We start from the raw sequence: 14,305 nt of genomic DNA on the forward strand, positions 1-14,305 counted from the left end.
AATTCATTCGCGGCAGGCGCGACGGGAAGCGCGGATGCATCCGCTCCCGCATGAAACGGCTCGAATCTCATGCCGCCACCCCCGCCGCGCTGCGGCCCGCGAAGCGCCGCGACAGGCGGTCGAAGGCGAGGTAGATCACCGGCGTGGTGAACAGCGTCAGGAGCTGGCTGAGCAGCAGGCCGCCGACCAGCACCAGGCCCAGCGGCTGGCGCAGTTCGGCGCCCGAGCCCGAGGCGAACATCAGCGGGATGGCGCCGAACAGCGCGGCCAGGGTGGTCATCAGGATCGGCCGGAAACGCAACAGTGCCGCGCGATGGATCGCCGCCTGCGGGTCCATGCCCTGGTGACGCTCGGCCTCCAGCGCGAAGTCGATCATCATGATCGCGTTCTTCTTGACGATGCCGATCAGGAGGATGATGCCGATGATCGCGATCAGCCCCAGGTCGTTGCCGGAAAACAGCAGCGCCAGCAGGGCGCCCACCGCGGCCGAGGGCAGCGTGGAAAGGATGGTGATCGGGTGGATGTAGCTCTCGTAGAGCACGCCGAGCACGATGTACATGGTGACCACCGCCGCGAGGATCAGCAGCAGGGTGCTCGACAGCGAGGCGCGGAAGGCCTCGGCGGCGCCCTGGAAGCGGCTCTCGATGCCGCCCGGCAGGCCGATCTCCTGCTGCACCCGCTCGATCGCCGCCACCGCCTGGCCGAGGGAGACGCCCGGCGCCAGGTTGAACGACAGGGTCACCGCCGGGAACTGGCCGATGTGGTTGATCAGCAGCGACGCCGCCCGCTCCTCGATGCGCGCCAGGGACGACAGGCGCACCTGGCCGCCCTCGGCGCTGGCCACGTGCACCTCGTCCAGCGCCGCCGGACCGAGGGTATCGGCGGCCCGGCTCTCCAGCACCACCCGGTACTGGCTGGCCTGGGTATAGATAGTGGAGATCTGCCGCTGGCCGAAGGCGTCGTAGAGTGCATCGTCGATGTCGGCGACGGTCACGCCGAGGCGCGAGGCGGTGTCGCGGTCGATGCTCAGGTAGACCTGCAGGCTGCGGCTCTGCAGATCGCTGGCCACGTCGGTCAGCTCCGGCAGCACGCTCAGCGCCTCGACCAGCTTCGGCGTCCACTCCTCCAGCAAGGCACCGTCCGGCGACTCCAGGCTGAACTGGAACTGGGTGCGGCTGATCCGGTCCTCGATGGTCAGATCCTGCACCGGCTGGAGGAACAGTTGGATGTCCGGCACCGCGGCCAGTCGCGGGCGCAGCCGCTCGATCACCTGGCTGGCGGTGACCTCGCGCTCGGCATGCGGCTTGAGGTTGATCAGCAGGCGCCCGCTGTTCAGGGTGACGTTGTCGCCGTCCACGCCGATGTAGGAAGACAGGCTGGCCACCGCCGGGTCCTGCAGGATGACCTCGGCCAGGCGCTGCTGGCGTTCGCTCATGGCGCGGAAGGAAATGCTCTGCGGCGCCTCGGAAATGCCCTGGATCACCCCGGTGTCCTGGACCGGGAAGAAGCCCTTGGGCACCGCCAGGTAGAGCACCACGGTGAGGCCTAGAGTAGCCACGGCGATCAGCAGGGTCAGCACCTGGTGGCGCAGCACCCAATGCAGGGCGGCGTCGTAGCGGGCGATCAAAACCTCGATCCAGACGCCGCTGGCGCGGTAGAAACGGCCCTGATGCTCCGGCGGTCCTTCCTGCTTGAGGAACAACGCGCACATCATCGGTGTCAGGGTCAACGAGACCAGCAGGGAAATCAGGATCGACACCGAGAGGGTGATGGCGAATTCGCGGAACAGCCGGCCGACCACATCGGCCATGAACAACAATGGGATCAGCACGGCGATCAGCGAGAAGGTCAGCGAGATCAGCGTGAAGCCGATCTGCTGCGCCCCCTTGAGCGCGGCCTCCAGCGGCGTCGCGCCTTCTTCCAGGTGGCGGGCGATGTTCTCCAGCATGACAATGGCGTCGTCCACCACGAAACCGGCGGCCACTGTCAGCGCCATCAGCGTCAGGTTGTTGATCGAGAAGCCGGCCAGGTACATGACCCCGAAGGTGCCGATCAAGGACAAGGGGACGGCGATCGAGGGGATCACCGTGGCCGACAGCCGGCGCAGGAAGACGAAGGTCACCAGCACCACCAGCCCCACCGCCAGCAGCAGCTCGAACTGCACGTCGCGCACCGCGGCGCGGATGGTCTGGGTGCGGTCGGTGAGGGGAATCACCTCGAGGCTGGCCGGCAGGGTCGCGGTGATCTGCGGCAGCAGCGCCTGGACACGCTCGACCACTTCGATGACGTTGGCCCCCGGCTGGCGCTGGATGTTCACCAGCACCGCCGCGTTGCGGTTGGCCCAGGCGGCCAGGCGCTCGTTCTCGGCGCCGTCGGCGATCTGCGCCACATCCTTCAGGCGCAGGGTGGCGCCGTTCAGGTGGGCGAGGATCAGGTTGCGGTATTCGTCGGCGGACTTGAGCTGGTCGTTGGCGTCGAGCTGGGACACCCGGGTCGGACCGTCGAAGTTACCCTTGGGCTGGTTGACGTTGGAGGCGGTGATCAACGAGCGCACGTCGGACAGGTTCAGGCCGTAGTTGGCCAGCGCCTGCGGATCGACCTTGATGCGCACCGCCGGGCGCTGGCCGCCGGCCAGGCTGACCATGCCGACCCCGCTGATCTGCGCCAGCTTCTGCGCCATGCGGGTATCGACCAGATCGTTGATCTCCGGCAGCGGCATGGTCGCCGAGGTGACCGCCAGGGTCATCACCGGTGTGTCGGCCGGATTGACCTTGTTGTATACCGGCGGCGTCGGCAGGTCGTCGGGCAACAGATTGCTGGCCGCGTTGATCGCCGCCTGCACCGACTGCTCGGCGACCTCCAGGTTCACGTCCAGGCTGAAGCGCAAGGTGATCACCGAGGCGCCGCCGGAACTGGTCGAGGTCATCTGATTCAGGCCCGGCATCTGGCCGAACTGGCGCTCCAGCGGGGCGGTCACCGCGCTGGTCATCACTTCCGGACTGGCGCCGGGATAGAGCGTCAGCACGCGGATGGTCGGATAGTCCACCTCGGGCAGCGCGGAAACCGGCAGCAGGCGGTAGGCGATCAGCCCGCAGAGGAAGATCGCCACCATGATCAGCGTCGTGGCGACCGGGCGGAGAATGAAGGGGCGCGAAATATTCATGCGTCAGGCTTCGCTACCTGGCGCCGGCCGGCCGGCGCGGCTCCGGACGCCTCGCCGACGGCAGGGCGGTTGTCGTCGATCACTTCGACCCTGGCACCGTCGCGCAGGCGATCGGTGCCCTCCAGCACCAGCCGCTCGCCGGCGCTCAGCCCCTGCTCGATCAGCGTCGTGGTGCCGTCGCCGGGACCGGCCGTCACGTAGCGCAACTGCACCTTGCTGTCGTCGCCGACCACGTAGACGAAGGTGCCTTTGGAGCCGAACTGCAGCGCCGCCGCCGGCACCAGCATGGACTGCTCGCGGGTGGTCACGCGCAGCCGGACGTTGACGAACTGGTTGGGAAACAGGCGCTGCTCGGCGTTCTCGAAGCGCGCCTTGAGGCGCACGGTGCCGGTGGTCAGGTCGATCTGGTTGTCCAGGCTCTCCAGTTCGCCCACCGCCAGGCGGTTGCGCTCGCTGCGGTCCCAGGCCTCCACGGCCAGGTGCTGGTCGGCCTGCACCTGCTCGAGGACCTGCGGCAGCTCGCCCTCGGGCAAAGTGAAGCTGACCGAGATCGGCAGGGTCTGGGTGATGGTCACCAGCGGCGTGGTGTCGCCGCTGGTGACCAGGTTGCCGACGTCCACCTGGCGCAGACCGAGACGCCCGGCGATGGGCGAGCGCACCTGGGTGTACTCCAGGTTGACCTTGGCCTCCTCGACCGCCGCCAGGTTGGAACGGACCGTGCCCTGGTACTGGGCGACCAGCGCTTCCTGGGTGTCGAGAGTCTGCTTGGCGACGGAGTCCTCGGCGTACAGGGTCTTGTAGCGGGCCAGATCGATCTCGGCGTTGCGCAGTTGCGCACGGTTCTGCTGCAGGGTGCCCTCGGCCTGCTTCAGCGCCGCCTGGTAAAGGCGTGGGTCGATCACCGCCAGCAGGTCGCCGGCCTTGACCTGCTGGCCCTCGCGGAACAGCACCTTGATCAGTTCGCCGTCGACCCGCGAACGCACGTTCACCGTGTTGTAGGCGGTGACCGTACCGAGCGCCTTGAGGTCGACCGGGAAGTCGCCCAGGCGCACCTCGCCGACGCGCACCGGCACCGACCCGCCGAAGGGGCTGCCCGCGCCCGCCGGACCGCCGGGAGCTCCCGGCCTGCCAGGCCTGCGCCCCATCGCCGGAGCCCCCGCCTCGGGTCCGCCTGCCGCCGGAGAGGACTGGGTCCAGAGAGCGGACAAGGCCGGCCACTGCCACCAGGCGACGGAAGCACCGACGGCGAGCAACGCCAGCGTCCAGTACAACCAGCGGCGGCGATAAGCAGGAGGAGAAGGATTCAGGTTCGGCTCGGACATGACGGACAACCACTATCAAGGGAGGCTGAACGATAAGTAGTCACCCCGGTCAAGCAAAGGGTTTTTACGGCTCTTTTACATTGTTTCGCGTCGTCCTCCGCTGACGGCGGCCGGCCTGGGACAGAAGGTCGCAGGCCCGCATGGCGCCTGCCCCCGCGCCGCGCGGCGCATTCCTTCGCCCACGAGGAAGCAAAATGACACAATTGCCGAAAACCCGTCCGATATCGCCCCCTGCCGCCGCCGGATAGGATGCCTTCGAACGAGCGCTTCGCCACATACACAGAACTGACATTCATGCCCAATCGTTTCCTCGTGATACCCAGGTGCGGAACCCGCCTGACGCGACCCGCCACGTTACTTCTGGCGGCGATCCCGACACTCCTGCTCGTGCTGCTCGGCTTCATGGCCTGGCAGCATTTCTATCCAGTCAGTGCGGCCGCCCGCTGGGAATACGAAATCGCCCACTCGCAAGTTACCCGGGCCAGCGCCCTGCTCCAGGACGGGCAAGGCAATCTGCTGGCGGCCGAGGAGCTCAAGGACGGCCAGGGCAGAATCCTGAAGATCGACGTCGCGGGCAAACGCGAGGTACTGGTTTCCGGCCTGCACAAACCCGACGGGCTGGTGCATTTCCAGGGAGGAATCGCCTACAGCCAGGAAGGTGGGACCCATCCGGTCAACTGGCTGTTCCAGGGCCGGGTCCACGCCCTGTTCGAGGGTACCAACGTGCAAGGGCTCGAAGCCGACGGCCACTACCTGTACGCCATCGAGGACCGCAAGCAGGATGGCCGGCTCCTTCGATACGACGCCAGCACGGGGGAAACCAGGGTCCTGCGCAGCGACCTCGAAGAGGCCGAATCCATCGCCATCTGTCCGGACGGCAGCAAGTTCTACACGGAAAAGGCCAAGGGAATCGTCAGACGACTTTCCGACGACGGCGCCGACCCCATCCATCTCGAACGGCTGAACGAGCCCAGCTTCCTGAGATGCGACGCACGCGGACTCTGGATCAGCGAGGACGCCACCCATCGGGCCCGACTGCTCCTGCTGAATCCGCAAGGCCGGCTGGAAACCGTGCTCACCCATCTGCGGGCTCCCCAGGTCCTCCTGCCGACCGGCACGGACACCTATCTCCTGGCGGAAGGCGGACGCGACCGCATTCTGGAGATTCGCCGCAGCGAGTGACGCCGGCTCATCGCCCGGCGAAGTATTCCCGGGTCAGTCCGAGCACTACCGGACTCAACAGCAGCAACGCGATCAGGTTGGGGATCGCCATCAGGCCGTTGAGGGTGTCGGCCACCAGCCAGGCGAAATCCAGTTGGGCGATGGCGCCGAAGGGAATCGCCGCGACCCAGACCACCCGGAACGGCAGGATCGCCCGGGTGCCGCAGAGGAACTCCCAGCATTTCTCGCCGTAGAAACTCCAGCCGAGCACCGTAGTGTAGGCGAAAACCACCAGGGCCAGACTGAGCAGCGCCGCACCGAAGCCCGGCATCGCCGACTCGAAGGCCGCCGCGGAGAGCGCCGCACCGCTCTTGCCGCCGGTCCAGACACCGGAGCTGAGGATCGCCAGGCCGGTCATGCTGCAGACCACGATGGTATCGATGAAGGTGCCGAGCATGCCGATCAGCCCCGAGCGCACCGAACTGGTGGTGGTGCCGGCGGCCTGGGCGATGCCGGCGGTACCCAGCCCGGCCTCGTTGGAGAAGATGCCGCGAGCCACGCCGTAGCGGATCGCCGCCATCACCGCCGCGCCGGCGAAGCCGCCGCTGGCCGCCGCCGGGCTGAAGGCATGCCCGAAGATCAAAGCGAAGGTGGCCGGAATCGCCTCGGCGTTCGCCACCAGCACCACCAGGGCGGCGATCACGTAGGCCAGGCACATGAAGGGCACCAGGGCCTCGGCCACCTTGCCGATGCGCCTGATGCCGCCGAGGATCACCAGCGCGGTGACCAGCATGGTCGCCAGGCCGGTGCTCCACATCGGCACGCCGAAGCTGTCCTCCAGGGCGTGGGCCATGCTGTTGACCTGCACCATGTTGCCGATGCCGAAGCCGGCCAGCCCGCCGAACAGGGCGAAGGCGCCGCCCAGCCAGGCCCACTTCGGCCCCAGGCCGTTCCTGATGGCGAACATCGGACCGCCGACGTGCTCGCCACGCTCGTCGCGCTCGCGGTAGTGCACGGCCAACACCACCTCGCAGTACTTGGTGGCCATGCCGACCAGCGCGGTGCACCACATCCAGAACAGCGCACCGGGGCCGCCGAGGAAGATCGCGGTGGCCACCCCGGCGATGTTACCGGTGCCGACGGTGGCCGCCAGACAGGTCATCAGTGCCTGGAACGGGCTGATCTCGCCGGTGGCGCCCGCTCCCGCGACCCGCCCCTGCCAGAGCAGGGCGAAGCCGGTCGCCAGCCGCCGCCAGGGCATGAAACCGAGCCTCAGCAGCAGGAACAGACCGGTGCCGAGGATCAGCACCAGCATCGGCGGCCCCCAGACGATGCCGTTGAGTGCGTCGACCAGCGTGTGGATGGACTCCATCGAAAGGCTCCTTGGTTGTTGTGCGGCGGAACGGGCCGACCATGGAAGCACGAAGCGGACCGGCACGCACGATACCGGCCCGCGATTCAGAGCAATTGCCTGAAGCGCCAGTCCGACTCCGCCCCTCGCGCCGCTTCATGCGATTGCTCCGGTCCGCTCCCGAGCCAAAGGGATCAGAAATCCCGCTTGTAGAAGATGTCCAGCGAGCTGGCCAGGCCGCTGGCCGCTTCCAGATACAGGCGGCGGGTCAACTGATAGCGCAGGGCGATGCTGTTCATCGGCTCGAACACGCCGACCCCATAGACCAGACTTAGCCGCTCGGACAGCTTGCCGCTGGCCACCACGCTGGTGTCCGTGCCGCTGCCCTGGGTGCCCAGCTCGAACTGCTCGATGCCGAGACTTTCCGCCAGGCCGCCGGTGAGCGAGGAACTGCCGGCCAGGCCGAGACCGAGCGCGGCGCTGGCCAGCAGATTGCTGTCGCCACTGTCGCCGCTGCCCGGCGCACGGCCCAGCAGCAGGTAGGAGAGAGCCTGCTCCTGACTCATCGCCGGCTCGCTGAACACATCGGTACGCGGTTCCAGGACGTTGCCGCCGACCCGCAGGCCGGCCACCACGTCGTCGACCTTGCGGATCGCCTCGATGTCCAGGTAGGGCTGGTCGATCGGACCGATGAACAGCAGGCGCGCCCGGCGGATGTCCAGGCGCTGGCCGTAGGCGCGGTAGCGGCCGTTGTTCAGGCTCAGCCCGCCGCGGGTGTCGAGGTTGTCGCCGATGTGCAGGTGTCCGGCCAGGTCGGCGCTCAGGCCGAAACCGCTGAAGGTCAGCTTGTCCCGACCGACCTCGACCTGGACATCCATGCGCATGGCCAGTTGCTGGCGCGGCTTGACCTCGCGGCCGGCCACCACCGCGTCCCCGGAAACCCGGACGGTGGAAGCCGGCAGTTCGCGCAGGGTGATCGCCCCGCGCGGCACGCCCAGCGTGCCGCTCAGGGCCAGTTGCCGCTCGTCCGCGGCGCCGGCCAGGCGCACCTGCAGGTCCGGCTCCACCTCCAGTTCGGCATAGGGTTGCACGCTCACCGGCAGACGATTGCCGCGGATGCGCAAATCCAGCTCCAGCGCCCGGCCCCAGTCGAGCGTGCCGTCGAGACTGCCGCGCCCCTGCCCGCCGCTGCGCCAGCCGCCGCTCAAGCGCAGACTGTCGCCGGCGATCTGCGCCTGCAGCGCGAGATCCTCGATGCGGATCGGCAACTCGCTGCCGGCGACCAGTCCGCCGCGCAGATCCAGGCGACCCTCGACCTGCGGCTGCAACAGGCTGCCGCGCAGCCTGCCACTGCCGTCCAGCGTGCCCTCCAGTTCCTCGACCGGATCGGCGAAAGGTTGCAGCACTCCCAGCTTCAGCCCGTTCAGGGCGAACTGACCGGAAATCGGCTTGTCCTTGCCGCGCGGATCGATCTGCGCGCGGACCTCCAGTTCGCCCAGTTGCGGCCCGGCGAAGGCCAGGCGGACATCGACGCGCCGTGGCTGCAGACGGCTGTCGAGGAGCAGTTCGCGGTAGGGGAAATCCTGCCAGCGGCCCTGCTTACGCAGGCGCAGCACGCCGTTGCCGGCGTCCAGGCGGATCTGCCCGCGCGGCCCGGCGGCCGGCAGGTCGAGCTGCAACTCGCCGTTCAGGCTGCCCTGCCAGGCGAAATCCTCGGGCAGGAAGGCGGCCAGGCTGTCCAGGGGGAAGTCGCGCAGCCGGTAGTTCAGCCGGGGCTCCGGCAACAGGCGCTGCTCCTCGCCGCAGAGGCTCGCCGCGCCGGAACGCCAGCAATGCGCACCCAGGTTCAGCCGGCCGTCGGCCAGGCGTTCGAGACGCGCCGGCGCCTGCAGGCGCCAGTCCTGGGCGCCGCTGCGCAACTGGCCGCGGCTCAGCCGGCCGCGCCAGTTCCAGCCCTTGGCCAGCTCCTCCAGGCGGCCGTCGAGGGCCAGCGCCAGTTCCAGTTGCGGGCCGGAAAGCTCCAGGCTCAGGTTCTGCGCGCGCCGATCGCCCTGCCCCTGCGCCTGCAGCCGGCCCAGGCTGGTCGTCCCCGCCTGGATGCCTTCGGCGTCCAGGCTCAGGCGACCGCGCTGGGCGGCGTCGAGGCTGCCAGCCAGGGTCAGCTTGTCCAAGCGCTGGTCGCCCAGGCGCAGCCGGCGGGCGTTCAGCGCCAGCTCGCCCTGCGGCGACTTCAGGCTGCCGGCAAGGTCGAGACGGCCCTCGGCGCTACCCTGCAGGCCCGGCCAGAGCTGGCCCAGTTGCGGCATGGCCAGTTCCAGACGGCCGCGCAGGCGCTCGTCGAGCCGCCCGCTGCCCTGGATGCGGTTGGCGCCGAGCGCCAGGTCGAGCCTGGCCAGCTCCCAGGCGGCGTCCTCGCCCTTCGCCTCGAGCAGCAAGCGCGTCCGCTGGCCGCGCAACTGCCCGGAAAGATCGATACTGGCGTCCAGTTGCAGGCGGCCGTCGCGGAACCGGCCCCGGCTCTTCAGCGGCCCGCCGAGACGGCCGTTCAGCTCGGCCAGCCAGTAGGCGGGATCGAATCCGCTCAGGCGCAGATCGGCGTTCCAGTCGACGCCGTCGGCGAAACCCAGGCCGAGCGAGCCCTCTGCCCGGCCCTGGCCGGCGACCAGCTTGAGCTGCGGCAGATGCAGTTGGGCGAGGTCGCCGCTCAGCGGGCTGGTCAGGCTGAAGGGACCGGCCGGCCCTTCGAAGTTGGCCGCGAAATTGCCGAGGTAGCCACCGTCCCGGTAGGACAGTTCGCCATCGAAGCGCTTGAGCTTCACCGCCGGCTCCTCGATGGCCGGGTAGAGCCGCCGCCAGGGGAAGTCCCGCCAGGCGACGCGCAACTCGCCGGCCAGCCCCTGGCTCCAGGCCAGACGGCCGGACAGATCGACGCGCTGCTGGCCGCCGGCGTCCAGGCGAAGTCTGGAAAGCTCCGCGCCCTCGGCCGTCACCCGGCCGCGCAGGGCCAGCGCCACGGCGCCGCCCTCGCCCGGCAGGCTGGCGTCGCCCTGTACCACGTAGCCGTCGTGCAGGTCGCCATCGATACCGAGCTCGATCCGCTCCAGACGCAGGGTGTCCGGCAGTCCGGCGATCGCCTGGAGGCCTTCGGCGCTCAACTTCAGGCTGGCCGGGAGCCGCTCGGCGAGCGGCTGCAGTTCGCCGCTCAGCCGGCCGCTCAGATAGCCCTGGCTATCGGCCTGCAAATGCAGGCTGCCCTGCAGATCGCCCTCCACCTGCAGGCCCAGCGTCCAGGACTGGCCCTCCGGCGCCGGCAGGCGCAGATCGCCGCCGGCGCTCAGCGGCCAGGCCCCCGTGGGGACGAGGCGGCCCTGCAGGTTCACGCCCAGGTCGTCGCGGCGGGCTTCGAGCGCATCGATGCGGATGCCCTCGGCGTCCCACTGCGCGGCGAGCCGCAGGTCCTGCGCCTGTTCGCCACCGTTCAGCAGCAGCCGGCCGACCCGCGCCTCGCCGAGGCGGACTCGCAGCGGCAGCTTCAGTTCCGGCAGCCGCAGCGGGCCGTCGCCCGCCGTCGTCTCCTCGCCCGGCGGCAGTTCCAGGCTCACCTGTCCGGCGGCCAGGCGGTCCACGCACAGGCTCAGCCCCAGCAGGCAACTCGGGCGCCAGGCGAATTCGACGGCGTTCAGCGCCACGCTCCGCCCGTCCAGCCGCCAGTCCAGCCGTTCGGCCCGCCAGGTACCGGCGAGACGCCCGGAAAACGCTTCCACCTGCAGTCCCGGCACCCGCGCCAGCAGCCAGCGGCTGCCGGCGCCCGTGCCGAGCAGCAGGGCCAGCGCGGCCAGCAGCAGTGCCAGTCCCGCCAGCAGGCCGTACAGTGCCAGTCTCAGGCTTCTCATAGTTCCGGTCCCATGGAGAAGTGCAGACGGAAGCTGCCGTCGTCGATCCCGTGGGCCAGGTCGACCCGCAGCGGGCCGACCGGCGACACCCAGCGCACGCCGAAGCCCGCACTGGTCTTGAGACTGGGCGAACTCTTGGAGTTGAAGGCGTTGCCCTGGTCGACGAAGGTGGCGACCCGCCACTTGTCGCGTAGTTCGTACTGGTATTCCAGGCTGCCGGCGATCATGTAACGACCGCCGATGTGGTCGCCATCGGAGTTGGTCGGCGACAGCGTCTGATACTCGTAGCCGCGCACGCTCTGATCGCCGCCGGCGAAGAAACGCAGCGATGGCGGTACCGTGGTGTACTCATCGGTGAAGTTGCCGCCGAACTGCAGCCGACCGAGCAGACGGTGCCGCCCCGCCAGGGTGGTCAGGCCCTTGAGCATGACCGAGCTGTAGATCAGGTTGGCGTCCGACAGCAGGGCCTCGCTGGCCGCGGCCATCTCCACCTGCAGGCGGTAGCCGCGGCTCGGGTCGAGGGGATGGTCGCTCTCCAGGTAGGAATAGGCCACGCCCGGCAACAGCAGGTTGCTCAGGCCGTTGTCGTCGCCGTAGCGGAACTCTTCGCGCTGCCATTTCAGCGAGAAGATCTGCTGCCAGCCATTGTCCAGCCGCCGGTGCCACTCCGGGCCGACCTTGAGCAGACGGCTGAGGGTATCGGTATCGGCCAGTTCCTCGTACTGGTAGCCGCCGACGAAGCGCAGCTTGTCGGTCATCGGCGGATCGAGCGGGATGTCGTACCAGAGGCCGACGTTCTGTTTCGGCTGCGACAGCTCCATCTCCACGCCGTAGCTGTGCCCCTGGGGGTTGGCCCAGTGGCGCGTCCAGTTGGCCCGGCCGCGCGGGCCGACGTCGGTGGAGAAGCCGACGCCGATGCCGAAGCTGCGCGGCTTGCGCATCTGCAGATGGACCAGCACCGGTACCATCTCGCCGCTGACGCCGGCGGGATCGGCGTCGACCCGCACACCTTCGAAATAACCGAGCGTCTGGAGATTGTCCTGCAGCTTGGCGATCTGCCCGGAATCGTAGGGGTCACCGGCCTGGAAAGGCACCACGCGCCGCATGAACGCCTCGTCGAACGGCGTCTCGCCCTGGAAGGTCACATCTCCCAGCCGGTAGCGCGGCCCACTGGCGTAGACCAGTTCGATATCGGCGACATTGGCGACCGGATCGATGAACAGGTGCTGGCGGGTGAAGTGGCCGGAAAAGAACCCCAGGCGCGACGCCTGGCTCTTGATGCTGCTCTTGACGCTCTCGTAGCGCCCATGGTTGAGCTGGGCGCCGGGCCTGAGGCGGGAGCTTTGCGGCACGCGGAAGGCTTCGAGCCGCGCCGCCGGTCCCTCGACGCGGATCTCCACGCGGCGCAGGCGCACCGGTTCGCCGGGAACCACCCGCAGGACGAGGGTCGGCGAAGCACCGGGACGGACTTCGCTGGAAATCCTCGCATGGTAGAAGCCCAGCGCCTCGGCAGCGCTGCGGGCCTGTTCCTCGAGGGCCGGGGCGAGGCGGCGCAGGGTTTGCTCGTCGCGTTCGCCGAGGTCGCCGATATAGCCTTCGATGTTCTCTTTCAAGCTGGCTTCGGCCGGCTCGACCCGCACTTCCAGTTTGGCCTGGGCGAACACTGCGGAGCCCCAGAACAGAAGCCCCAGGAACGTCCCTGTATGGATTGAAGCTCTCATGGCCGCGAATGCTAGCACGACTGTCCGAATGCTCCGACCGCGCTTACCGAAGGTTTACACGATGCGCATGACGGTCAGATGCCCGCTTCCCTCAGCGGCTGCGGATTGGGATGGATCAGGATGTGCTCGCGCACCGGGCCCAGTTCGACCTGGCCGACCTCCTGGTAGCCCTGGCGATGCAGGAAATCCAGATAGTGCGGGTCGCCGGTGTCGAGCACTATGCCGCGGGAGTTGCTGTCCCCGGCGCACCAGCGGTGCAGGGCTCCGAGCAGTTGCTCGCCGTAGTGCCGGCCCTGGAACTCCGGGCGCACGCCGATCAGGGGCAGGATGTGGTAGGCACCCGGTGGCAGGCAGGCGATCACCGCCTCGTGATAATCCAGGTAGCGGCGGGTACAACGGAAGCCGGCGGTGAGCAGCATGCGCATCCGCCAGCTCCAGCTTTCGGTGATTTCCAGACGGCGTTGCGGCGGGGAGATCAGCGCCACGCCGATCAGCCGCTCGCCGAGCAGCAGGCCGAGCGCCGGCAGATCGTCGGCGAAATGCCGGCCGAGCAGTTCGCGCACGGTGGCCCGCACCCGCTGTTCGTAGCCGGGGCGGTCGGACTCGAAGAGGTAGGCGAAAGTCGGCGTATGGCGATAGGCCTGGTAAAGCAGCGAGCAGGACTCGCGCAGATAGCCCCCGTCGATGAGGCGGACTTCGGCAGGCGCGGTCATGGGCAGGGCCTCCTGGCAGCGGTTCGTTTCCACTTCCGTGCACGTTAGCACCGGCCCCCGCCGGCCGCCAGGCGGCTGGCCTGCCGCGGCATCGATCGGCTAGCATGGCTCCCCCCGCTTCGAACCGGCAGCCCCCATGAAGATCGTCTCCTTCAATATCAACGGCCTGCGCGCCCGTCCGCATCAGCTCTCGGCGCTCATCGACAAGCATCGGCCGGATGTGATCGGCCTGCAGGAGACCAAGGTCGCCGACGAGCAATTCCCGCTCGAGCAGATCGGGGAACTGGGCTACCACGTGCACTACCACGGGCAGAAGGGCCACTACGGGGTCGCCCTGCTCTCCCGGCAGCCGCCGCTGGAGGTGCAAAAGGGCTTTCCCGACGACGGCGAGGACTCGCAGAAGCGCTTCATCTGGGGCGTCTACGCCGATGCCGCCGGGCAGCCGGTCACCGTGATGAACGGCTATTTCCCGCAGGGCGAAAGCCGTGCCCATCCGCTGAAGTTTCCCGCCAAGACACGCTTCTATGCCGACCTGCAGGCCCTGCTGGAAAGCCGCTTCGATCCAGGCCAGCCCCTGGCGCTGATGGGCGACTTCAACATCGCCCCCGAGGACAGCGACATCGGCATCGGCGCGGAGAACGCCAGGCGCTGGCTGCGCACCGGCAAATGCAGCTTCCTGCCGGAAGAACGCGAATGGATGGCCCGGCTCAAGGACTGGGGCCTGCAGGACAGCTTCCGCGAATTGCACCCGCAGGCCTGCGACCGCTTCAGTTGGTTCGACTACCGCAGCCGCGGTTTCGAGGACGATCCCCGGCGCGGCCTGCGCATCGACCTGATCCTGACCTCCCGCGCCCTGCGCCCGCGCCTGCGCGCGGCCGACGTGGACTACGAACTGCGCGCCATGGACAAGCCCTCCGACCACGCGCCGGTCTGGCTGGAGCTCGACTGACGACCGCGGCCGCGAACGGCCTCGCAGCCGGG

Annotated in this window: 8 protein-coding genes; 2 read left to right on the forward strand and 6 right to left on the reverse strand. The window is 68.7% G+C overall.

Translation table 11 applies throughout. The features are described 5' to 3' along the window. Window positions 1–67 precede the first annotated feature (67 nt). Window positions 68–3,163 carry an MdtB/MuxB family multidrug efflux RND transporter permease subunit gene (locus tag AVCA_RS13110; protein ID WP_012701439.1) on the reverse strand — a complete coding sequence of 1,032 codons (3,096 nt, stop codon included), beginning with the start codon at window positions 3,161–3,163 and terminating at the stop codon, window positions 68–70. Next, entirely contained in the window at window positions 3,160–4,485 is a 1,326-nt protein-coding gene (locus AVCA_RS13115; protein WP_012701440.1) for an MdtA/MuxA family multidrug efflux RND transporter periplasmic adaptor subunit, read from the reverse strand. Before AVCA_RS13115 ends, AVCA_RS13110 begins: the two co-directional genes overlap by 4 nt. A gap of 294 nt (window positions 4,486–4,779) precedes the next feature. On the opposite strand from AVCA_RS13115, the gene AVCA_RS13120 reads away from it, so the two are divergent. Beyond that, window positions 4,780–5,667, forward strand: a complete 888-nt coding sequence (locus AVCA_RS13120; protein ID WP_236616156.1) for a hypothetical protein — start codon at window positions 4,780–4,782, stop codon at window positions 5,665–5,667. Window positions 5,668–5,674: 7 nt separating this feature from the next. Here AVCA_RS13120 and AVCA_RS13125 read toward each other — a convergent pair whose 3' ends face one another. The 4 genes from AVCA_RS13125 to AVCA_RS13140 all read right to left on the reverse strand — a co-directional run bounded on the left by AVCA_RS13125 (window position 5,675) and on the right by AVCA_RS13140 (window position 13,324). Further along, a complete protein-coding gene (locus tag AVCA_RS13125; protein WP_012701442.1) occupies window positions 5,675–7,018 on the reverse strand; it encodes an alanine/glycine:cation symporter family protein in 1,344 nt (447 codons plus the stop codon). Window positions 7,019–7,191: 173 nt separating this feature from the next. After that, window positions 7,192–10,890, reverse strand: a complete 3,699-nt coding sequence (locus AVCA_RS13130) for a translocation/assembly module TamB domain-containing protein (protein ID WP_012701443.1) — start codon at window positions 10,888–10,890, stop codon at window positions 7,192–7,194. Next, entirely contained in the window at window positions 10,887–12,611 is a 1,725-nt protein-coding gene (locus AVCA_RS13135; RefSeq protein ID WP_041807239.1) for an autotransporter assembly complex protein TamA, read from the reverse strand. The genes AVCA_RS13130 and AVCA_RS13135 overlap by 4 nt, the downstream gene beginning before the upstream one ends. A 74-nt stretch (window positions 12,612–12,685) precedes the next feature. Then, window positions 12,686–13,324 carry a GNAT family N-acetyltransferase gene (locus AVCA_RS13140; protein WP_373860942.1) on the reverse strand — a complete coding sequence of 213 codons (639 nt, stop codon included), beginning with the start codon at window positions 13,322–13,324 and terminating at the stop codon, window positions 12,686–12,688. A gap of 136 nt (window positions 13,325–13,460) precedes the next feature. On the opposite strand from AVCA_RS13140, the gene xthA reads away from it, so the two are divergent. After that, a complete protein-coding gene (gene xthA, locus AVCA_RS13145; protein ID WP_012701446.1) occupies window positions 13,461–14,273 on the forward strand; it encodes an exodeoxyribonuclease III in 813 nt (270 codons plus the stop codon). Window positions 14,274–14,305: the final 32 nt, after the last annotated feature.

This window comes from Azotobacter vinelandii CA (genome assembly GCF_000380335.1).
Taxonomy (GTDB): domain Bacteria; phylum Pseudomonadota; class Gammaproteobacteria; order Pseudomonadales; family Pseudomonadaceae; genus Azotobacter; species Azotobacter vinelandii.

Bases quoted from the DNA above. Each gene is read 5' to 3' on its own strand.
- AVCA_RS13115 (WP_012701440.1), bottom strand. From the start codon at position 4,485: ATGTCCGAGCCGAACCTGAATCCTTCTCCTCCTGCTTATCGCCGCCGC.
- AVCA_RS13130 (WP_012701443.1), bottom strand. From the start codon at position 10,890: ATGAGAAGCCTGAGACTGGCACTGTACGGCCTGCTGGCGGGACTGGCA.
- AVCA_RS13120 (WP_236616156.1), top strand. From the start codon at position 4,780: ATGCCCAATCGTTTCCTCGTGATACCCAGGTGCGGAACCCGCCTGACG.
- AVCA_RS13110 (WP_012701439.1), bottom strand. From the start codon at position 3,163: ATGAATATTTCGCGCCCCTTCATTCTCCGCCCGGTCGCCACGACGCTG.
- xthA (WP_012701446.1), top strand. From the start codon at position 13,461: ATGAAGATCGTCTCCTTCAATATCAACGGCCTGCGCGCCCGTCCGCAT.
- AVCA_RS13135 (WP_041807239.1), bottom strand. From the start codon at position 12,611: ATGAGAGCTTCAATCCATACAGGGACGTTCCTGGGGCTTCTGTTCTGG.
- AVCA_RS13140 (WP_373860942.1), bottom strand. From the start codon at position 13,324: ATGACCGCGCCTGCCGAAGTCCGCCTCATCGACGGGGGCTATCTGCGC.
- AVCA_RS13125 (WP_012701442.1), bottom strand. From the start codon at position 7,018: ATGGAGTCCATCCACACGCTGGTCGACGCACTCAACGGCATCGTCTGG.